The organism is Chitinophagaceae bacterium, assembly GCA_007695095.1.
GTDB lineage: Bacteria > Bacteroidota > Bacteroidia > Chitinophagales > REEL01 > REEL01.
In genome coordinates, this window is sequence record REEL01000142.1 from 1 (window position 1) to 22,121 (window position 22,121).

The 22,121-nt window shown below is 36.6% G+C and carries 17 protein-coding genes and 1 other RNA gene; 10 read left to right on the forward strand and 8 right to left on the reverse strand.

What is annotated here, in order from left to right; genetic code table 11:
• The first annotated feature begins 442 nt into the window (after positions 1 to 442).
• The 5 genes from dnaX to EA412_11590 all read left to right on the forward strand — a co-directional run bounded on the left by dnaX (position 443) and on the right by EA412_11590 (position 8,741).
• Positions 443 to 2,224 (forward strand): DNA polymerase III subunit gamma/tau, encoded by a 1,782-nt coding sequence (dnaX, locus tag EA412_11570; protein ID TVR77271.1) that lies wholly within the window; start codon positions 443 to 445, stop codon positions 2,222 to 2,224.
• Between the two features lie 64 nt (positions 2,225 to 2,288).
• The gene (locus tag EA412_11575; GenBank protein ID TVR77272.1) at positions 2,289 to 5,225 is read left to right on the forward strand and encodes an insulinase family protein; all 2,937 of its coding nucleotides are present in this window, start codon (positions 2,289 to 2,291) and stop codon (positions 5,223 to 5,225) included.
• A gap of 15 nt (positions 5,226 to 5,240) precedes the next feature.
• Entirely contained in the window at positions 5,241 to 6,500 is a 1,260-nt protein-coding gene (locus EA412_11580) for a pyruvate dehydrogenase complex dihydrolipoamide acetyltransferase (GenBank protein TVR77273.1), read from the forward strand.
• A 353-nt stretch (positions 6,501 to 6,853) separates the two neighbouring features.
• Positions 6,854 to 8,110, forward strand: coding sequence for an ATP-binding protein (locus EA412_11585; GenBank protein ID TVR77274.1), 1,257 nt, complete (start codon positions 6,854 to 6,856; stop codon positions 8,108 to 8,110).
• Position 8,111: 1 nt separating this feature from the next.
• Positions 8,112 to 8,741 carry an RloB domain-containing protein gene (locus EA412_11590; protein ID TVR77275.1) on the forward strand — a complete coding sequence of 210 codons (630 nt, stop codon included), beginning with the start codon at positions 8,112 to 8,114 and terminating at the stop codon, positions 8,739 to 8,741.
• 71 nt (positions 8,742 to 8,812) lie between these two features.
• On the opposite strand, the gene EA412_11595 is transcribed toward EA412_11590, so the two are convergent.
• Genes EA412_11595 through EA412_11615 form a run of 5 tightly spaced genes read right to left on the reverse strand, consistent with a single transcriptional unit; the run spans position 8,813 to position 12,786 of the window.
• Positions 8,813 to 10,378 (reverse strand): T9SS C-terminal target domain-containing protein, encoded by a 1,566-nt coding sequence (locus tag EA412_11595; protein TVR77276.1) that lies wholly within the window; start codon positions 10,376 to 10,378, stop codon positions 8,813 to 8,815.
• Between the two features lie 55 nt (positions 10,379 to 10,433).
• Positions 10,434 to 10,952, reverse strand: a complete 519-nt coding sequence (locus EA412_11600) for an ATPase (GenBank protein ID TVR77277.1) — start codon at positions 10,950 to 10,952, stop codon at positions 10,434 to 10,436.
• 2 nt (positions 10,953 to 10,954) lie between these two features.
• A complete protein-coding gene (locus EA412_11605; GenBank protein ID TVR77278.1) occupies positions 10,955 to 11,578 on the reverse strand; it encodes a nicotinamide riboside transporter PnuC in 624 nt (207 codons plus the stop codon).
• Positions 11,579 to 11,589: 11 nt separating this feature from the next.
• The gene (locus EA412_11610; protein TVR77279.1) at positions 11,590 to 11,835 is read right to left on the reverse strand and encodes a hypothetical protein; all 246 of its coding nucleotides are present in this window, start codon (positions 11,833 to 11,835) and stop codon (positions 11,590 to 11,592) included.
• Between the two features lie 45 nt (positions 11,836 to 11,880).
• Entirely contained in the window at positions 11,881 to 12,786 is a 906-nt protein-coding gene (locus tag EA412_11615; GenBank protein TVR77280.1) for an LD-carboxypeptidase, read from the reverse strand.
• A gap of 101 nt (positions 12,787 to 12,887) precedes the next feature.
• On the opposite strand from EA412_11615, the gene EA412_11620 reads away from it, so the two are divergent.
• Positions 12,888 to 14,993, forward strand: coding sequence for a methionine--tRNA ligase (locus EA412_11620; GenBank protein ID TVR77281.1), 2,106 nt, complete (start codon positions 12,888 to 12,890; stop codon positions 14,991 to 14,993).
• 8 nt (positions 14,994 to 15,001) lie between these two features.
• Here the strand turns inward: EA412_11620 and EA412_11625 are convergent, their stop codons facing one another.
• Positions 15,002 to 15,703 (reverse strand): phosphatase PAP2 family protein, encoded by a 702-nt coding sequence (locus tag EA412_11625; protein TVR77282.1) that lies wholly within the window; start codon positions 15,701 to 15,703, stop codon positions 15,002 to 15,004.
• A 19-nt stretch (positions 15,704 to 15,722) separates the two neighbouring features.
• Positions 15,723 to 17,165: a YjgP/YjgQ family permease gene (locus tag EA412_11630; protein ID TVR77283.1), complete on the reverse strand. Its 1,443-nt coding sequence runs from the start codon at positions 17,163 to 17,165 to the stop codon at positions 15,723 to 15,725.
• Between the two features lie 145 nt (positions 17,166 to 17,310).
• Between EA412_11630 and EA412_11635 the strand changes: the two genes are divergently transcribed.
• Entirely contained in the window at positions 17,311 to 17,892 is a 582-nt protein-coding gene (locus tag EA412_11635) for a hypothetical protein (protein TVR77284.1), read from the forward strand.
• On the opposite strand, the gene EA412_11640 is transcribed toward EA412_11635, so the two are convergent.
• A complete protein-coding gene (locus tag EA412_11640) occupies positions 17,889 to 18,269 on the reverse strand; it encodes an ATPase (protein ID TVR77285.1) in 381 nt (126 codons plus the stop codon). The two genes, EA412_11635 and EA412_11640, sit on opposite strands and share 4 nt — an antisense overlap.
• Before the next feature lie 358 nt (positions 18,270 to 18,627).
• Between EA412_11640 and EA412_11645 the strand changes: the two genes are divergently transcribed.
• The 3 genes from EA412_11645 (at position 18,628) to ssrA (ending at position 21,883) form a co-directional block, all read left to right on the forward strand.
• On the forward strand, positions 18,628 to 20,091 hold the full coding sequence (locus EA412_11645) for a glyceraldehyde-3-phosphate dehydrogenase (GenBank protein ID TVR77286.1): 1,464 nt from the start codon (positions 18,628 to 18,630) through the stop codon (positions 20,089 to 20,091).
• A gap of 31 nt (positions 20,092 to 20,122) precedes the next feature.
• Complete coding sequence (locus EA412_11650; protein TVR77287.1) at positions 20,123 to 21,460, forward strand: signal recognition particle protein; 1,338 nt, start codon at positions 20,123 to 20,125, stop codon at positions 21,458 to 21,460.
• Between the two features lie 48 nt (positions 21,461 to 21,508).
• Positions 21,509 to 21,883: a transfer-messenger RNA gene (ssrA, locus tag EA412_11655) on the forward strand.
• Positions 21,884 to 22,121 lie beyond the last annotated feature (238 nt).

Consider the following 22,121-nt stretch of genomic DNA (forward strand, 5'->3'; position numbering starts at 1 on the left):
TCTTGATAAAAAAGATAGAAAAAAATCAAGGGCTGTGAGACCTTGTCCTAATAAACAGGAGAGAAGACCCAAGAGCCCAAATTTCAAGAAGACCAAGATCCAAGGATGGAAAGTAGGCAGTTGGCAGCAGCAGTAGGCAGGAAAGAAGACCCAAGAGAGAAGAATGGAAAATTTATGATGGAAAATGTCAAATGTAGTGGGAGCTCCCTCCGATTGGCATCGTCGCTGCCTGAGCCACCTGTCTACCCATTAATCAACAGTTTCAATCGAAATTCGGAGATGATTCCTAACGTCAGCATGACAGATAAAGCGAAAAAAGTAAGGCTTTGCACATAATTGAAGAACTTATTGGAGATTTCTGCAATTCAAAGACTTTTTGTGTGATATCTATCGAAAAAAAGCTAATTTTGACTAAATTTTAAAAGAAAAAAGTAGGCTTTTAATGGAAAAATTTATTGTCTCAGCCAGAAAATACAGGCCGGCAAGATTTGATGAAGTAGTTGGACAGCAAAGTGTTACCGTTACTTTAAAAAATGCTATTCGTCAGAAAAAACTGGCGCATGCTTTTTTATTTTGTGGCCCCAGAGGTGTTGGGAAAACAACCTGCGCAAGAATACTGGCAAAAACCATTAATTGCGAAAATCCTACAGAAGATTTTGAAGCTTGCGGGAAGTGCAGCTCCTGCATTTCGTTATCAGAAAACAGCTCTTTGAATATTTTTGAGATGGATGCCGCTTCAAACAGCCATGTTGAGGATATTAGAAATCTGATTGAACAGGTTCGCTATGCTCCTCAAAACGGCCGCTACAAAATCTATATCATAGATGAGATACACATGCTTTCATCCAGTGCATTTAATGCATTTCTGAAAACACTGGAAGAACCTCCTGCATACACAAAATTCATTTTAGCAACTACCGAAAAACATAAAATACTGCCGACTATCCTTTCCAGATGTCAGATTTTTGATTTCAATCGCATATCCATAGATGATATAGTTCAGCACCTGGAAGAAATTTGCCAAAAAGAAGAAATTGAATATGAAGCTGATGCCCTGCATTTAATAGCTCAAAAAGCTGATGGCGGACTTAGAGATGCATTGTCAATTTTTGACAGAATGGCCAGCTTCGGGGACAGAAATATTAACTTTAAGCAAGTAGCTGAAAATTTAAACATACTGGATCATGAGTTTTATTTCAATATCACTGAACATCTTGCAGAAGGAGATACCTCGGAATTGCTTCTGATATATAGTGATATCTTAAAAAAGGGCTTTGAAGGAGATTTGTTCCTAAACGGGCTGACAGAACATTTCAGAAATCTGTTGGTAGCCGGGACAGACAAAACACTTTCTCTCCTGCAAACAGCCGGTAAACTAAAAGAAAGATACATTCAGCAATCCGGGCAGGTTCATCCTGCCTTTCTTCTAAACTGGGCTAATCTTGCTAATAAAGCTGAGTTTGAATATAGAGACAGCAAAAACAAACGACTGCATGTTGAATTGGCACTTTTAAAAATGGCGTCTCTGCACTCTATGTTTTCTATCACTGCCGACTCTACTGATACTATGCAAAAAAAAAAGCCTGAAACCGACAACTTAGGCGAAACAAAGAATGATTATTCAGGAAAGGAACCTGAGCCGAAAAGTGTGAAGGAAGAAGACAATACTCAGTCTTATGAAAATAAAAACAAACCGGAAAAAGAAACAGTACATATAAGAAAGGATAAAATCAATGAGCTAAAGTCTATTGGAATAGATAAAATCAAAGATTATAAAAACGAAGAAAATCAATCTGAAGAGCCAAAAACTACTCTATCTGAGCCTGCTGAATCGCTTAGTCAAAATGAAACTCCTGCCACCAAAGACTTAACAGCTGACAAACTTTGGGAAATATGGAAGCAGATGGCAGAAAGCTCTAACAAGCCTTCCTTAAGCAACACTTATAATCGGGAAAACCTTAGCATTAGCATTGATGACAGTAAACTGATATTGGAAACAGCAACTGAAAACACTATAAAATCAAACGAAGATTACATCATAAAAGCTTTCAGAAAGGAAACTCAAATTGATAATCTCGTTATGATTATCAAAAAAATAGAAAAAACAAGTACTTTTGCTGAAAATAAACCATTCACAAACGAGGATAAACTACATTTTTTTATTCAGAAAAAACCGGAAATGAAGTTGCTAATGGAAAAATTAAACCTCAGACTTGAATACTAAAACAAACTAAGAGAGCTATGCGTTAATAGGACTTGCTCTCATTTTTCAATTAAATTTAACATAAATGATTTCAACAAAGTTTTACAAGTACATTTTATCGATATTTTTATTTTTATCAATAAGTGTTCTCTTTGTTTCATGCACTGAAGACGAAAAAGAAATGAAATACCCCTACAAAACCGTTGAGGGAGACCCTCTCAACAGCCGAATTTACACCTTAGACAATGGTCTGAAAGTTTATTTATCAAACAACCCTCAGGAACCTCGAATACAAACATTTGTAGCGGTTCGCGCCGGCAGCAAACACGACCCCGCAGAAACTACCGGACTGGCTCACTACCTGGAGCACATGCTTTTTAAAGGTACCGATAAAATGGGGACCATTAACTGGGAAAAAGAAAAAGTACTTTTAGATAAGCTTTCAGATTTATATGAAGAACATCGCTTTACGGATGATGAGGCTGAAAAAAGAAAAATTTATGCTAAAATAGACAGCATTTCCTTTGAAGCTTCCAAACTTGCTATCCCGAATGAGTATGATAAAATGATTTCCAGCATTGGTGCCAGAGGAACGAACGCCTACACTTCTGTTGAGCAAACCGTTTATGTAAACGACATTCCGGCAAATGAACTTGAAAGATGGTTAAAGGTAGAAGCAGAAAGATTCAGAAAAGTAGTACTTCGTCTGTTTCACACTGAGTTGGAAACTGTTTATGAAGAGTTCAACATGGGACAGGCCAATGATGGCAGAAAAGCATGGAGAGCTATGACAGAAGCTTTATTCCCTACACATCAGTACGGCACACAAACTACAATCGGTGAAGGAGAGCATTTAAAAAATCCTTCTATGGTGAACATCCATAAGTACTTTGAAAAGTATTATATACCCAACAATATGGCAATTTGTCTGTCAGGAGAATTGGATTATGATGAAACCATAAGACTTATCGACAAATACTTTGGCGGTTATGAAATGGGTGAAGAACCGGTATTTACCTATGATGAACTTCCCCCAATTGAAGAGCCTGTCATAAAAGAAGTAGTTGGCAATGAGGAGCCTTTTGTATATGCCGCCTTCCGTTTTGACGGAGCTGCTTCAGACGATGCTCTTATGATTAAACTAATCAGTGGCTTGCTCAGCAACGGACAAGCGGGACTAATTGACCTGAACTTATTGCAAAGACAGCGTATCCTTGGTGGTGGCAGCTTTGAAGTAACTATGGAAGATTATAGCATACACGGTTTATACGGTTCCCCAAGACAGGGGCAAACCCTTGAAGATGTAAAAGCTCTACTTTTAGATGAACTGGAAAAAATAAAAGCGGGTGAATTCGAAGAGTGGTTGATAGAAGCCGTAATAAACAACTTCAGACTTCAGCAAATTCGTGCATACGAAAGCAACAGAGCAAGAGCTTCTGCTTTTGTAAATGCCTTTGTAAGAAGCGTACCCTGGGAAAATGTGGTTACGGAATTTGACCGTATGGAAAAAATCACCAAGCAGGATATAGTTGATTTTGCAAATAAGCATTACAGCAATAATTATGCAGTTATTTACAAACGTTCGGGTGTAGACGAGGATGTGCTGGAAGTTGAAAAGCCACAAATCACACCTATAGTAATGAACAGAGATACTCAATCAGTATTTTACACCTCATTCACAGAAATGCCTACAACTGAGTTGGATCCTGTTTTCATTGATTATGACGAAGTAATCAGCCGTGAGCAGGTTGCTAACAGATTTCCTTTCTATTATATAGAAAATGAAATAAATGAATTATTTAGCCTGAACTATATCTATGACATGGGAAAAGACCATGACAGATATCTGGAACTGGCAGTAAATTATCTCCCTTATTTGGGAACAACAAGATACTCTGCTGATGAACTAAAAGAGCAGTTCTTCAGATTAGGTCTGCGTTTTGACGTTTCCTCTTCCAGGGATAATATAAATATCCGTTTAAGTGGTTTAGAAAGCTCACTCGAAGAAGGAATAGAACTTTTTGAGCACATACTTACAAGTGCTACAGCGGATGAGCAAGCATTAAATGATTTGATTGATGGTATTTTAAAAGAAAGAGTAAACCAAAAATTAAATAAAAATGTAATTCTGCGTTCCGGAATGGTCAATTACGCTATGTTTGGAGCAAATTCACCCTTTACATATATACTTTCAGAAGAAGAATTGAAAGCAGTGGAAGCACAGTATCTGGTAGATAAAATCAGAGAATTAGCGGATTATCCGTATCGTATTTTCTATTATGGGCAGGAAAATAAAGACCGGGTAAAGGAATTGGTTGAAAACTACCGCCCTCAGGTAGAAGATTTAAGAGAAGCACCGGAACCAACAATTTTCAAGGAATTGCCGACTGAAAAAAACGAGGTATATTTCATCCATTACAATATGGTTCAGACAGATGTGATGTTTGTTTCAAGAGACAAACTTTTTGATAAAAACCTCTTGCCTTATGCCCAGCTATACTTAGAGTTTTTTGGAGCCGGTCTTTCCTCTATTGTTTTTCAGGAAATAAGAGAAGCAAAAGCATTGGCTTATTCAGCATGGTCTGTATTTTCTATGCCGGCTAGAAGTGACAATCACCATTTCCTCAGGGCTTATGTTGGTACTCAGGCAGATAAATTAGAAGAAGCAGTTGAAGCAATGATTGACCTAATGAACAATCTGCCGGATGCAAGATCTCAGTTTGAAGGCTCCAGAGAGTCTGCTATTCGTAAAATCCAAACTGAAAGAATTACCGGTCAGAGTATTTTTTGGGATTACGAAGCTGCCAAGAAAAGAGGCTTAGATTTTGATGTCAGAGAGCTGACCTATAATGAATTGCAAAAAATGGATTTTGAAAAGTTCGGAGCATTTTTTGACGAATACATTAGCGACAGAAACTATAAGTTTTTAGTTTTGGGAGATAGAAACAATGTTGACTTTGATGTACTTGCCCGTTTGGGTGAAGTCAAAAAAATAGATTTAGACGAATTATTTGGTTATTAACAGAATTTTAAAATTATGGCTGAAGTAATAAGAATGCCCCGCATGAGCGACACTATGGAAGAAGGGGTAATTGTTGAATGGAATAAAAAAGTTGGCGATTCAATAAAAGCCGGTGATATTTTAGCTGAAGTTGAGACTGACAAAGCTACTATGGAATTAGAAAGCTATCAGGAAGGAACTCTTTTATACATTGGAGTTGAAAAGGGAGATACTATTCCTGTGGATGCTATTTTAGCAATCCTGGGTGAGAAGGGTGAAGATTATAAAAGCATCTTGGAAGAGGAAAAAAAGGCTGAATCAGCTAAACCAAAAGAAGACGATGCTGATGAATCTGATAGTGAGAAAGAGGAAGAAAGTGCAGAAAAAGCAGAACCTAAAAAAGAAAAAGAAAGTGAAACAGACACTGAATCGTCAAAAGACGGAGACAGAGTAAAAATCTCTCCTTTAGCCAGTAAAATGGCAAAAGAAAATGATATTGACGTAAATCAGCTTAAGGGAAGCGGAGATGGCGGAAGAATCATAAAGCGCGATATAGAAGAATATATTGAAAAAGGTCCTCAGCAAACATCTGTTGCTCCTACAGTAGCCGGAAAAGAAGCTTTCGAAGAAAAGAATGTAAGTCAGATGCGCAAAACGATAGCCAAAAGACTTTCTGAAAGTAAGTTTACGGCTCCTCACTTTTATCTGACAGCCTCTATCAGAATGGATAAAGCAGTAAAAGCAAGAGCTTCCATGAATGAAGTCAGTGAAACTAAGATTTCATTTAATGACTTAATTATAAAAGCTGCTGCCATGGCTTTAAGGAGCCACCCTCAGGTGAATGCTTCCTGGCGAGATACCACCATCAGATATAACAAACATATTCATATTGGAATGGCTGTTGCCATGGATGAAGGACTGTTGGTTCCTGTTATTCGATTTGCCGATATGCTGAGTTTGAACGAAATTTCAGCCACGGCAAAAGATTTCGGACAAAAAGTAAAAGATCGCAAACTACAGCCTTCAGACTGGGAAGGAAATACTTTCACGATTTCTAATCTTGGAATGTTTGACATAGAAGAATTTACGGCGATTATTAATCCTCCGGATGCTTGTATTTTAGCAGTTGGCTCTATCAAAGAAGAAGCCGTCGTTGAAAATGGAGAAATTAAAGCCGGACATACGCTGCGTGTTACACTTTCCTGCGACCACAGAGTGGTGGATGGCGTGACCGGTGCTAAATTCTTAAAGACTTTCAAAGACTTACTGGAAGATCCGGTTAGAATGTTGATCTAAGCTTTTTTCTTAACTGATTAAAGTTCCTATTTTTCTGCTAAGGAATAGATTCCTATGTGATATTTTTTTCACAATGATTTCTGTTGTCCCTGCTTGACTGAAAATTTTTCATAAATAACTACACAATTAATCCCAAAGGGGTTAAAATGACTATTAGCTCTGCAAACATATTGATTGTTGCAAGCTGTTGTTCATGGGTAATTAAAATATCAGGCCGAAAAAAATAAATACCTCAAAGATTTGAACAGTCTTTCATCTAAAGATTAACAAAATTTTCAAACCTTACCTTAATACATTTTTTGCATTTAAAGCGTTATATTTGTAAAATATTTACGAAAATAAAGCATAGAGTTATGATTCAAGAGTTTTCATTATCTAATTTCTTATCTTTTAGAGAAAAGCAAACAGTTAATCTTTTAGCATCTGCCGATAAGACGCATTTGAATGAACTCACATTCGAACCGAAAAAAGGCATTAAAATACTCAAGTTATTAATGATTTATGGAGCAAACGCTTCGGGTAAGTCTAATCTTTTGGAAGCAATTCAAACACTTTGGGTGATGTTAATTTCTCCTGAAGAAAAAGAAAATAGTAAAATAAGTTTTTATAAACCATTTAAATTAATGTCTGACAAACCCACAGAATTTGATATAATTTTTTGGGTAGGAGAAAGAAAATTTAAGTATAAAATAGAGTTTAATGAAAATGAAATTTTATATGAAAAATTAGAATACGTCACTGATTCAGGAGTTATGTCTGATTTTTATGAAAGAATAAAAGGCAAAGACATCAAATTTGGCAGCACCGTTGATATTAAAGCAAAAGTTAAAAGTGATTTTAACAAGGAAACTTTAAAGAACCATACTGTATTGTCAACTTTAAACAAAAAAAACATTAACGCCCCAAAAATTCTTATTGAATTGTATGAATGGATAAAATTTAGTGTTCTTAAATTGGGAGTTTATAACAATGCGGTTGAAATAGCTGAATATGCTAGCAAAAACCCAAAGGCAAAAGAGTTTTTATTAGATTTATTACAAAGTGCGGATTTCAATATAACTGATTTTAAAATTGTTGAAACTAAAATAAATGATGACTTATTAGATGAAATTTTAAAAAATGATTCTTTACCTACATCAATAAAAGAAAAGTTGTTAAAGCCACAAAAACAAGTCTTATTCACCCATAACAATGATAAAGAAGAGTTTCAAATTGATTTCAGAATGCAATCCGCTGGAACCAGGGTATATTTTCGTTTGGCTAGATTGTTAATCGAGTTAGGAAATAATGGGAAAATTGTATTAGAAGACGAGTTAGAACATAGTCTACATTATGATTTATTATTGCATTTTCTAGAAACTTTTTTACGTTATGAAACAAGTAGTCAATTAATTTTTACTACCCATAACCAAATGTTACTTGGTGAGGATTGGATGATTAGAAGAGATATGATATGTTTTATAGAAAAATCCGGAAATAAATCCAATTCAGAAATATATAAAGCCTCAGATTTAGGTTTGCATAAAAATTTGTCACTTCTTAATGCGATTAAAATTGGTAAGTTAGGAGCGAAACCAAATTTAGGTTCAACTATTTTAAATAATATGTAGTATGAAGAAGTCCATTGCAGTAATTGGAGAAGGGATTACTGAAAAATATTACATTGAGTCTCTTAAAGGGATATCCCCCTTTACTATAATACCACGTGAATTAGGAATTAAAGCCTCTAGTTTAAAAAGCTTATCTAAAAATATCAAATTGGCTATTGATAAAGGTTTTGATGAGGTCTATTGCTTAATAGATATGGATAGTAAAACAAGTGGTAAATCAAAAAATGCTTATTTAGCATTAAAAAACAAATATCATAATAGAGTCTTTTCTAAGAAAAATAAAGGAATTGAATCAATAGTTTTTTTCATTGAAACAGAGAGATGCACTGAATTATGGTTTTTGTATTACTTTTCTAATGTAGCAATTACTAGAAAATTTAATAGCTATAAAGAATTAGAAGAAGAATTGAGGAGATATAGGCCAAATTATGAGAAAACAATAAAATATTACAAATCATTGGGAAATATTCACAAAGATTTTGAAAGTAATAGCCCTAAAGGTTCTATTAAAAGAGCTTACAGAAATTCAAATACTTCTTTATTAAGCAAAATAATTGACAATAGGAATTATTCCTATAGCGAAATGCATTTGTTGATAAAAGGGCTTGGTATTTATTCTGAAGATGATTGATTTTAAGCTTTTGACCCTTCCTACAGCACTAAAATAATTTGTTCAGTCTATCCCAAAAAATACAAACCACATTAGTTAGCGATAAAAATGCGAATAGTTTTTTGGATATTTTGATCTGACAAATACAAGAAGTAAATACCTTCCGGCAAGTCCGGAATATTAATTCTATTCATGCCTGCTGTTAGTTTTGATTGCTTAATCAAACGGCCTTCTTTACTGTAAAAATTCATGTTTGCAGCTGAGCTATAGTCCGTGGGTAATTCAATATAAAAATGTTGATTCCTAACCGGATTTGGATAAGTTTTCACTTCTAAAAGATTTGAAACCTCCGCTAAATTTGTACAATCTTCTACAAAAACCGTTATAGAGCCGGTATTTGCGCAAGCATTTACATCTGTACCGGTAACAGTATAAGTTGTAGTAGATTCCGGTGTAACCACTATAGAACTATCGGTAGAACCACTTGCCGCCCATTCATAGGAAAGCGCTCCGGTAACCATCAAACTGGCCGACTCCCCTTTGCAAATAGTATCGTTCCCGGCTATGGAAATAAACAATTCCGGCTTGGGATTTACACTCACCGAAATACTGGTATCTGCCGAACAACCATCAGTATTAGTTGCTGTGATTAAGTAAGTAGTCGAACTTTGAGGACTAGCAACTACACTTTCAGAGTTTGAATTATTCAAACTTCCTGCCGGTGACCATAAGTAACTATCCGCTCCCGAGACAAACAGATCTATGCTTTCATCTTCACAAATAATCGTATCAGATGAGGCTTGCAGAACCGGTAGTTCACTAACTGACAAAAAATCCTGTTTAACTATAGTCGTATCATTTCCGGTATTTGAATCAGAAATTGTTAAGGACACATTTTTGCTGCCCGGATTAGAGTAAACAACACTGTGCGGACCTTTACCCGTAGCTGTTTGAGGGCTGGCTCCATCCCCGAAATCCCACATCCATCCATCTATATCACCCGAAGAGTTATCCGCAAATATAATTGTATCGCCTAAACAATTCCCTCCAGAACTTATACCAAAATCAGCTATGAGTGTATCCCCCGGTATTGTTGGGGGTACAAAATTAACAGTAAACTGATCTACGTAAACGTTTGTATTTGAGCTCCCCTGAAATGCCCCGGCCACGGATGAAACATAAAAAGTGATATCCCCATCAGGATTCGCCGGCGCTGTCCATTGAAACGTCCAGCTATTATTCCCCGAAGCCTGAAAATGTGAAATATATTCTCTACCGTTAAATCCGGTTGCCAAACCTGTATTGGAAGCATTTAATACCGCAAACTGCCCTGCCGGATCATTTGATTGCGTCAAAGCTGTAGATTGAAAGCCAAATCTTGACTTGGCGGCATCCTGAACGGTAACATCTATATTATATGTTTCGCCTGCTTCAAATTCAAAATTTCCGTTATCAAAATCGAAAAGCAAATTTGAAAGATTGGGCTTCGGATTATTTCCTCCATGACAAGAGGCACAAGTTTGTTCACCGGGAGCACCACTTCTCGCTGTAGGAGGTTGATTTGAATTATTGTAAACGGTTAAGGAAGCAAAAAATAAAGACAAAAAAAGGACTATGGATACGTAAACTTTTTTCATAATGATATTTTTATTCACCAAATTGTTATGTAATAGGTTTATATACAATCAAAAACAAAACAAGTTTATAAAAACTCTATTTTAATTTACTGAGTTTTTTCTTAACATCTGCAATTCTATTCTCTAAATCACCTTCAGCAATCATAAAAGGAATCTTATGTTGTTCGAGATATTGGTGATATTTTTCAAAAATTTCATCTCTTTCCTTGGGGTGTTCCCTTAATGGATCTGGCTCCCATTCCATATCCGGCTTACATAATACATGCAAATCATAAGCAGCCGGATTATATAAGCTTTCTATTTCTCTGGGTACATTATTAAAAACATACTTTGCCCAAATAATAATCACCAAAAGATTTGTGTCACAAAACAAGAAATTATCTTTTACCTTTCTCCCTATTTCATTTTCCCAATTAAGCTGCTTATTAGCAATCTCATATAAATCTTTTTGTTTGTAGTTAGCTCCGTTTACTGTTAAATAAAAACGGGCATATTCAGGAACCCATTCTGTTCCATATTCTTTAGCAAGTTTTTTAACCAAAGAAGATTTTCCACTACATTCCGGACCAACAATTGCGACTTTACGAGCATTCATAATTAACTCAATTTAACAAACTTATTTCTACTTTCATACTTTTTCTTCCACAACCAAAAACCGTATATAGCAATTATGGTGTATAACAAATATAAAAATGTACTGAAATAAAGTCCCCTGTTAAAATACAGGATTATAGAAACTGCATCAATTACAATCCAAAAAAGCCAGTTTTCCAGAATTTTTCTCACAACCATCCAGGTCGCTATAAAAGCAAAAACTGTCGTAAAAGCATCTAAATAAGCATCCTCATTATTTAAAAAGTAATCAAAACTAAAACCGGCTGAAAAAGTTAGGAGAATACCTGCTGATATAGTCACAAACCATTGTTTTTGAGTCAAACGACTGATGTGCAACTCCTGCTGATTTTTTTTGCCATATACCCATTGATACCAACCTACGAAAGCCATTATCAGATAAAAAAACTGTAAAATCGTTTCCAGATATAATCCAACATCAAAGACCAGATACATATAAATAGTCGTGCTTATGGCAGCAAAAGGCCAGCATAAAATATTTTCCCGGCTTGCCAGAAAAACATAGGCAAGTGCTGTAATTATACCGGCAACTTCTAACCAGTTCGGATTTTTAAACGCTTCTGTAAAAGCTGCTATAATCTCTTCCAATTCTTGTTAATTCAAGCGGTTAAATCTCTTCCCACCCATTTCATCACAAATACGGCCGGGTACTTTTCCCAAACAACAGGCAATTCTTTTTTCAATAAATCCAGAATAATACTCAGCTCTCCGAAAATCTGAGTACTCATGACATTCACCTCTACTTTAAGCTGTTTATCCTGCTTAACTTTATTAATAAAATCCTCTATAACTGTAATGTATTTTTCATCCAATGGATACAAACTGATTTCTAATGATACACGCATAATATTTATTTTGAGATTTACCGAAACTTTGAACACTACTTTTTATCATGTATGTATTTTTTTTAATTTCACATACTTTTCATTACAGTCAAAACGAATCAAAGTTCCCAAAGGTAAAGAATTGTTTGATTTAACATGTCCGGCCGGACAATAAAAGGCAAGTGGATAATCAAATGGTTTCACTACTCTCTGAATAATCTCTATTGCCTCAGAGCCAAAAGGGACTTTATTATCTCTCATTTCTGTCATTCCCCCAATAATCAGTCCACCCAGCTCATTTAGCTTACCACTTCTTAAAAGCTGCATCATCATACGGTCAACATGATAGAGGTATTCGTCGAGGTCTTCCAAAAAAAGAATGGCATTTTTAGTGGAAACTTCACTTACCGAGGCTGATAAGCTGTAAAGAACCGATAAATTTCCCCCTATTAGACGACCTTGAACTTGTCCGTAACGGTTTTTTTCACTGCTTTGCCATTCCAGAAAGAAATCCTCCCCAAAAAGCTGTGTTTTCAATTGATCCAAAGATTCTTTTGCTATTTTACCAAATTCAAAAAGCAAGGGTCCATGCAATGTGCAAACGGCAAAATTTTCCTGTACATGAGCATGAATAACCGTCACATCACTATATCCGATTATCCACTTTGGGTTTTCTGCAAAACCCTCAAAATTCAGCTTATCAATAATCCGAACCGTACCATAACCTCCTTTTGCACAAAAAATAGCTTTTATCTCATCATCATCTAACATTTGCTGAAAATCCTGAGCCCGCAAATTATCATCTCCGGCAAACTGATTATCCTCAGCATCAATGGTCTGCCCGTAAACTACTTCCAACCCCCAGCTTTCAACCACTACGGCAGCTTCCGCAAGTTCATTCTTCATACACTTTCGGGCGGTACTCACAAATGCAACCTTGTCCCCTTCTTTTAATGCTGCCGGTCGTAACATACAATTCATTTAATGCTAAAAAAATCTATTTACAATATTAAAGCTTTCGTCAAAATATTTCTATTCCTTTAAAAATAAGTAATTTAGCAAAAAAAAGTACAATGGCCCAAAAACCTGTAACCGTAACCTCTGCCCTCCCCTATGCAAACGGGCCAATTCATATTGGCCATCTGGCCGGCGCGTATCTTCCTGCCGATATATTTGTCAGATATATGCGACTAAAAAAAGAGGATGTTGTATTTATTTGCGGTTCCGATGAGCACGGTGTTCCCATTACACTCAGAGCCAGAAACGAAGGGAAAAGTCCTCAGAATGTAGTTGATTTTTACCATACAATGAACAAAAAAAGCTTTGAAGGCATAGGAATATCTTTTGATATTTATCACAGAACATCTTCAAAGTTGCATCACGAAACAGCCGCTGACTTTTTCACCCATCTGCATAAAAAGAATTTACTTGAAGAAAAAGAAAGCGAACAGTATTACGATCCGGTTGAAAAAACTTTTTTAGCTGACAGATATATAAAAGGAACCTGCCCCTCCTGCGGTTTTGAGGAAGCTTATGGCGATCAGTGTGAAAAATGCGGAACAAGCCTTAGCCCGGACGAATTAATCAATCCCCGTTCGGCCATTAGCGGTGAAGTGCCTGTTAGAAAAAAAACCACCCACTGGTACATTCCCTTAGATAAAATTCAAGAAGAATGGTTAGAGGAGTGGATAAAAACAAAAAAATATAAACCCGGTGAGGCAACGACTTCATTCAAAAGTCATGTTTACGGTCAATGCATGAGTTGGTTAAATCAGGGACTGAATGCCAGAGCAGTTACCCGCGACCTTGACTGGGGAGTGAAAGTTCCTTTAAAAAATTCCGAAGGAAAGGTGTTATATGTTTGGTTTGACGCTCCTATCGGATACATTTCAGCTACAAAAGCCCTCTTACCGGATGATTGGGAAAAATACTGGAAAACAACCAATGGCAATAACCCCCGTCTCATTCATTTTATCGGGAAGGATAATATCGTTTTTCATTGCATTATCTTCCCGGCTATGTTAAAAATGCATGGAGATTATGTGTTGCCGGAAAATGTACCCGCAAATGAATTTATGAACCTACAAGGTGGTAAAATATCCACCTCCAGAAACTGGGCGGTATGGCTGCATGAATACCTTGACAACTACCCGGGCAAGGAAGATGTCCTCCGCTATTGCCTTATAGCAAATATGCCGGAAAACAAAGACAGTGAATTTACCTGGGAAGATTTTCAAAACAGAAACAACAGTGAGCTGCTTTCCATACTCGGCAATTTCATAAATAGAATTCAGGTATTGACCGGTAAATATTATGATTTTAAAGTGCCGGAGGTTTCGGATAGCACGTTAAAAAGCTTTTTAGAAGAAAATCATCCCCAACTCATTTTGTCCATTACTGAATCGCCTGATAAAATCGGAAAATTCATAGAAAGCTATAATTTTAAATCTGCCTTGAATGCTTTTATGGATTTTGTGAGAAGCGGAAACAAATTTCTGACAGACGAAGAGCCCTGGAAATTACAAAAAACGGATCCGGAAAAAACGAAAGTAGTCCTTTTTACATGCATTCAACTCTTGGCACGCTATGCTATTACCATGCACCCTTTTCTGCCTTTTACTGCCAAAAAAGTTTTCGATATGCTCGGTTTAGATGAGGCTGAACTAACATGGGATTCAGCGAAAAAAGAAGTACTGGTTCTAGGCAACACAACCATTAAAAGCGTCGGACACCTTTTCAGTCCTATAGAAGACGAAACCATACAAAAAGAAATTGCCAAATTGAGTAAAAAAGAAAACACATCAGAGGTAAAGCAGGAAGACGCAAAGTCTGCTGAAATAAAAGCCGCAAAAGAAGAAGTAACTTTTGACGAATTCGTGAAAATAGATTTACGGGTGGGTCAAATCTTAACGGCTGAAAAAGTAAAAAAAGCAGATAAACTGCTGCAATTTGAGGTAGATATGGGCTTTGAAAAGAGAACTATCGTGTCGGGTATAGCGGCCTTTTTTAAACCGGAAGAATTAATAAATAAAAAAGTTGTGGTCGTTTCAAATCTCAGCCCCCGAAAAATAAGAGGTGTTGAATCGAAAGGAATGATTTTGATGGCAGAAAGTCCCGGGGGTGATTTACGTTTGGTAGAACCGGCTCCCGGAAGCAATCCCGGAGATACTGTTTTATAGAAAATCAGCTATTCTGAATTCCCGGAATCTACATTTGCTCCTGCCGGCTTTTCTTTAGTGAAAAGTTGCTGCCAGGTATTTTTTGAGAAACGACTTTCGCGAATTTTCGGATAGTTCATGCAAAATTTAATCACTACAAAAGTCACTATTAAGCCTATGATTGCCCCAAAAAACACATCTATCATAAAGTGCTGCATAAGATAAACTCTTGAAAAGCCTGCTGCTGCGGCAAAAAATATACAAACAACCCCCCATATCACTTTTCTGGACAATAGGGACAGCAATAAAAAAAGAGAAAAAACGGTAGCCGTATGCCCGGAAGGAAATGTTTGATATGAATGCATTACAACCCCTTCCACAAACTGTATTTCTTCTCCCTGCAAGTCAAAAAATCGTCGTGGGCGCGGCATTTCAGAAAAGAAAAACTTTATACCCTGCACAATGATAGAAATACATAAAAAAGACAACAAACCGGATAAGGTCCAGAACAACTTATAAAAACCTAAAATAAAGAGAACCAATATAAAAAATAAACCATTCCCAAGAGAAGTGGTGTAATAAAAGAAAGTGTTTAAAAACGGATTGTGATGTTGGTTAACCAATAACTCAAATTCACCCTTTTCAAAGAAAAGCATTATCCATCCGATGATAACAATAAACAGAAAGCTTGCTGAAACAAAATAGGGATTGAATTTTTTTCTGATTTTCATTACAAAAGTTAAAGTAGCATCAATTGAACCTTTTAAAAATTCTCACAAAGCTATATAAATATAAAATCCACTTGTAGTATTTTTCCTTATTAAACAGTCCGGAATCTTTATTTGCTTTATACGTCAGCCAAATCCCAAATGGCAATAATGAAAAAATTGGCAATCCCATTCCTATGATAGAGTTAAAAACAAATTTCTCGGCAAGCTTTTCACCTGTCATAGATAATACATGGTAGAAAACAAACAATATTATGGAGAGAAGCATCGGCATTCCAAAGCCTCCCTTTCGAATAATGCTTCCCAAAGGAGCACCGATAAAAAACAACACCAGACAGGCAATTGAAACAGCAAACTTACGGTATAATTCAATTTCATGTTTACGATAATTAATGGCATTATAACTTACATCCCGTTGAGACACACCCACAAAACTTTTGACATTACGTGCATTATTCAATGCTATCTGCATCGTTTTTGTTCTTTCATCTTCCTCTAAACCATTCCAACCCGAAAAAACTTCCGGCGGACTTTTTCCATAGAAAAGATAGGATAAACTGTCGGGATCCTGCGCCAAAAAATAAAGATAAGGATGGATATAATCTTTCATACGCGCCAGACGTTCTGTACGCTCAATAATCATTGTATCCATTGCTGTCTTCAGCTGTCCTATATTGAGCATGCGATGATGATCACTCCATAAATTCTCGTCTGTACGAGTCATTGAAAAGTCTGAGAGGTCAAAAGCCTTTTGCCACTCTTTAAAATGATTCGTTATATGCTCATACTCCGGTTCTGGACCTGAAGACCGCATCTCCCGATATTCTACTCCATCATACAGCCTCAACACTAAGTACATTTCATCTTCTGTGGTGTACATTTCCCCGGAATCTGCCAGTAATACATGATCATTTCCCCGGCCACTGCTAAGGTCATAAATCATTACATCATAAATTGTCCGGTCGTCGCTACCTTTAGAGCCCACACGTATACTAAAGCCTTCTATTCCATTATAAAAAACACCTTCCCTGATATTAAAAGCCGGTTTTTGCTTTCGAATGTCATATAAAAGAGAAGAAAACTTGAGATTAGCAACCGGCAAAACGTTGTTGGCAAAATAAAACGCCAAACCGGAAAGTATAATACTGGCAATAATAAGCGACCGCATAAAGCGAAGCAGCGAGACACCACCGGATTTAATGGCCACCAATTCATACCGCTCTCCGAGATTCCCAAAAGTCATGATTGAAGCCACAAGTATGGCAAGTGGTAAAGCCAAAGGCACAAAGCTGGCTGATGCATAAAATATCAGCTCAAGCACCAAATACCACTCCAAACCCTTCCCTACCATATCATCGATGTATTTCCACAGAAATTGCATCACTATGATAAATAGCGTTATAAAAAAAATCAGTATAAACGGGCCTATGAAAGCCCTCAATACCATACTGTCAATTTTTTTCATAAAAGGAAATAGATATTAAGTGAAAAACTGTATCTTATCATCGCTGAAGTTTCTAAAGATTTTTACTTTTAAGTTTCATTGCAATTTAAATCTTTTATTTTTTTTATCATCAATTAAAACAACTGTCTTTTAAAATCGCTCTAAAATGAATATTAACTCAAATCAATTAAAACTTCTACAAAATGCTGAATGGCTATATGAAAAACAACAAATTCTGTTAAATATTGAAAAATTACTGTGGAAAATTGCAGATAATATTAAAAACCGGGCCGGTGAAAGCCTTGAGTTTATGCCTGAAAAGACAGATATAAAAAGCGGGAAGCTTTCCAGAGGTGAAAATCTAAACCGTTTACCATATAGAATACTGGATTTCCCACGATTGTTTTCCAATGACCAGTTCTTTGCTTTTCGCTATCTTTTTTGGTGGGGGAATCATTTTGAATGTACCTTTATTTCTGACGACACAGCCATTAACAAGCATATCATCAAAGCATTGCAAACTATGGACATTTCTAATCTATATTGTTTTCATGGAAAAGGAATACTAAAAATGGACATTTCCGATAAATCAGCACATTTTAAATTGTTTTCGGAAACAAACTTTGAGGAGAAAGCACCCACAACCCTGAGGCTTTCCTGCTTTTATGATCTTTCAGAATGGTCAAAAATCCCTGAAGAAGGGTATCAATTTTATAAGCTAATAGCGGATGCCTATGGAAAAAATTAGCTGCCAATCTGCTGAAGCAATGTTTTCACCTGACTTTCCCATAGTCTGACCTGATCTTTTTTATCGATATCATCTGCAAAATCAGTAATAATCAGAATGGTATCTCCGGTGACCTCAGAGCGCTCAATTCGAAACTCGAAATAATACTCAGGCTCATCATAATCCCAGCGAAACTTTATAAAACTGTTTTCTTCTTTCTCCAATAGAATTGCTTTATCCTCCGATTGATTCCAGAAAAATGAATAGACATCATCTTTATAATCAACATGATCGGCAAACCATTGAGATAAACCCGAAGTGGTAGATAAAAAATTGAACAGAATAACGGGAGATGATTTTATCACGAACTCCATTTGAAATTTTTCTTTTTTCCTCATCTTAATAGATTTTGCATTTTAGATTAACCGGGTTTCAGTTTTTAGCCTGAAACAATTTTAAATAAAAAATGTAAGTTTTTCACATTTATTACTTAAAACATTTTTAGAATAGCTGAAAATAGTAATAAAAAATTCAATTCAATTGCTTTTCTGAAACTGTTTTTTTTCAACTGATTTAAATGAATCGTTTTGAATACTTATAACAAGATTTTTATTTACAAATTGTTCATTTCACTTTTGTAAAAATCCAATTAGCTGAATATATAAATTTTCAGCTTGACATTTTGTATGAAAGGCTAAATATCATCTGAATTAAAGGCAATTATTTTTTATCTTTGCCCCTTTATTTTAAAACCCAATCAAATCATCTGAAATGCCCCAATTTGAACAGGAACTGCAACTTTGGATAAACAAGGAAAAGGCAGCTATTGAGTTGTCAAATGTAGTAGGCCACTTATGGCTGGACAAGTCTATAGAGCTTATGTTGTTCAGGAGACCACTTTTTGATGTCAGCATCACAGAAATTTTGAATGACCATCTGTTTGCAAAAAAATATGTTAAAGAAAGTAATCTGGATGTTTTTCTCACGCTAAAATTGGCAAAAGCTCTTTCAGAAATTGAAATTGCTCCTTCAAGAATAGATATCGGCAGATTGGCAAAAGAATTTATAGAAGAAAAGGCTGATGAAAAAGACATAGATTTATTTTTAAAAACAAAATTAAAGAATCATCTGGGGCATGAAAGTTTTGAATTAAAACCGAAAGATGTTGTTTTATATGGTTTTGGCCGAATTGGAAGAATTGCTGCCAGAATATTAATTGGAAATGCCGGCAAAGGTGAACAGCTCAGACTGAGAGCAATCGTAACCCGCACCAATAGCGATGAAGATATTATTAAAAGAGCCTCCCTTTTGAGAAAAGACTCCATACACGGCAAATTTGGAGGCACTATCATTGAAGACCTGGAAAATAAAGCCCTAATCATCAATGGTCATATCGTAAAAATGATTGCTGCAAACAGTCCGGCAGAGATAAACTACAATGATTACGGCATTAAAAGTGCGCTTTTGATAGATAATACCGGTGTTTGGAGAGACAGGGAAGGATTGTCTGCTCACCTAAAGTCTACCGGCATAGATAAAATTTTATTAACCGCTCCGGGTAAAGGAGATGTACCGAATATCGTACATGGAATCAATCATCAGGAATTTGATATTAGCAAAGAAAGAATTTACTCAGCGGCTTCTTGTACTACCAATGCCATAGTTCCGGTTTTAAAAGTTACAGACGATGCTTTTGGAATTGAGGATGGACATATAGAAACTGTACATGCTTACACCAATGACCAGAATTTGCTGGATAATTTTCACAAAAAATTCAGAAGAGGCCGTTCAGCACCTTTGAATATGGTTATCACGGAAACAGGTGCGGCTAGTGCGGTAACAAAAATACTCCCGGAATTAGACGGAAAATTAACTGCCAATGCAGTAAGAGTACCGGTTCCAAATGCCTCTTTAGCTATTTTACACCTGGGTTTCAGCAAAAAGGTTACCGTTGAAGAAGTCAATGAAACATTAAAAAGAGCGGCTTTAGAGGGTAATTTGGCAGAGCAAATTGATTTCTCTATTTCCACGGAAATGGTTTCTTCCGATATTGTCGGGAACCCGCATGCTTTAATCGTAGACAGTAAAGCGACATTAGTTTCCAAAGATGGGAAAAAAGCTGTAATTTACGCCTGGTATGATAATGAATACGGCTATACCAGACAAGTAATCCGTTTATCCAAATATCTTTCAGGCGTTCGTCGTTTGAGATATTATTAAGAAAAATAAGTACTCATAAAAACATAATACTATGTTTGATAATTTAAGTGAAAGACTCGAAGGTGCCTTTAAAACCCTAAAAGGTAAAGGCAGTATCTCGGAGATTAATATTGCAACCACTCTGAAAGAAATCAGAAGAGCATTGGTTGATGCTGACGTAAACTTCAAAACGGCAAAAAGCTTTACCGAAAAGGTTAAGGAAAAAGCGCTGGGAGAAAAAGTTTTAACGGCTGTACAGCCCGGACAGTTAATGGTTAAAATCGTGAAAGACGAGCTGACCGAGCTGATGGGTGGCAATGCCAGTGATATCAATCTGGAGGGTAAACCTTCCATTGTTTTAATATCAGGTTTGCAGGGTTCGGGTAAAACCACCTTTTCAGCGAAGCTGGCAAACTTCATCAAAAACAAAAAGAACCGCTCTGTACTAATGGTTGCCGGCGACGTTTACAGACCTGCGGCTATCAAACAGCTTCAAATACTGGGTGAGCAGGTCGGCATTGAAGTTTTTACTGAAGAAGGAAACACCAATCCGGTTGATATAGCTAAAAAGGGACTTGCCTACGCCAAAGAAAGAGGACTTCAAACGGTGATTATCGATACTGCCGGTCGTTTGGCTGTTGACGAGGCAATGATGACCGAGATATCTACTTTAAAAAGAGAGTTAAACCCTACCGAAACCCTATTCGTTGTGGATGCCATGACAGGTCAGGATGCTGTAAATACGGCTAAAACCTTCCATGAACGTATAAATTTTGACGGAGTTGTCTTAACCAAATTAGATGGTGATACCCGTGGAGGTGCGGCATTATCTATCAATTACGAAGTCAGCAAGCCGATTAAGTTTGTGAGTCGTGGTGAAAAGTTAGACACTTTGGATGTTTTTCATCCGGAAAGGATGGCCAATCGTATTTTGGGGATGGGTGATATTGTGTCCTTTGTGGAAAAAGCACAGGAACAATTTGATAAAGAAAAAGCGGCCAAGCTTCAGAAAAAAATCCGTAAGAATCAGTTTGACTTCAATGACTTTTTAAGTCAGCTGGGGCAGATAAAAAAGATGGGTAACATCAAGGACTTAGTAGGTATGATACCCGGTATGGGCAAAGCTATAAAAGATGTAGATATAGATGACCAGCAATTTGTTAAGCTGGAGGCCATGATACAGTCGATGACACCTGAGGAGCGTGAAAATCCGGAATTACTGAATGGAAACAGAAGGAAGCGGGTAGCTGACGGAAGCGGAAACAGTATACAGGAAGTCAATCAGTTCATTAAGCAGTTTGATGAGATGAAGAAGATGATGAAGACCATGAACAAGATGGGCAATCCCGGAAAAATGTTAAAAGGCATGCCAAATATCGGCAAGCAATAAAACAAAAAAGGAACTTTACACGGGCATATTGTGTATAAAGATATGCATGGGGCTGACCGGTATCGACAGGTTGGTTCGGTGTATGTAAGCATGCCGAGCATTGTATGTTAAGCTCGTAAATCCTAATGTACAAACACTTCAAATGGCGAGAATAACTACGCCATGGCTGCTTAATACCAATTTGTATTAAGTGCCATTGCTCCCGGAAAGTTTTTTTTCGGTATCTTTTCAAGGGGAGTATCGAATCAACCGAAATAGTTTGGCGGGTTGTTCCACCCAAAGAATGAAACAAATAGGAACTTACGGTGTATGCCGGTGGGCTGCTTTACCTACATATACCCGACAATTAAATAGCAGATAAGCATGTAGAAAGCATATGTCAGCTTTCTCTGGACGAGGGTTCGAATCCCTCCAGCTCCACAAGACAAAATCCCAACAGGCTGTTTACAGTGTGTTGGGATTTTTTGGTTTTTGGGAGGTAAAATTTAAAATAAATAAAAGAGAGATGAAAAAGTGGACTAAAAAGGCGTGGATTTTGGATAAAGTCAAGTGTATCAGTGAGTACACAATCTTGCAGCAAACTGTCTAAACCATGATTTTTAGGATTGTGGGATTGCTTGATTTATTGAATCCTTTTGCATTTCTACGTTTTGAAATCATA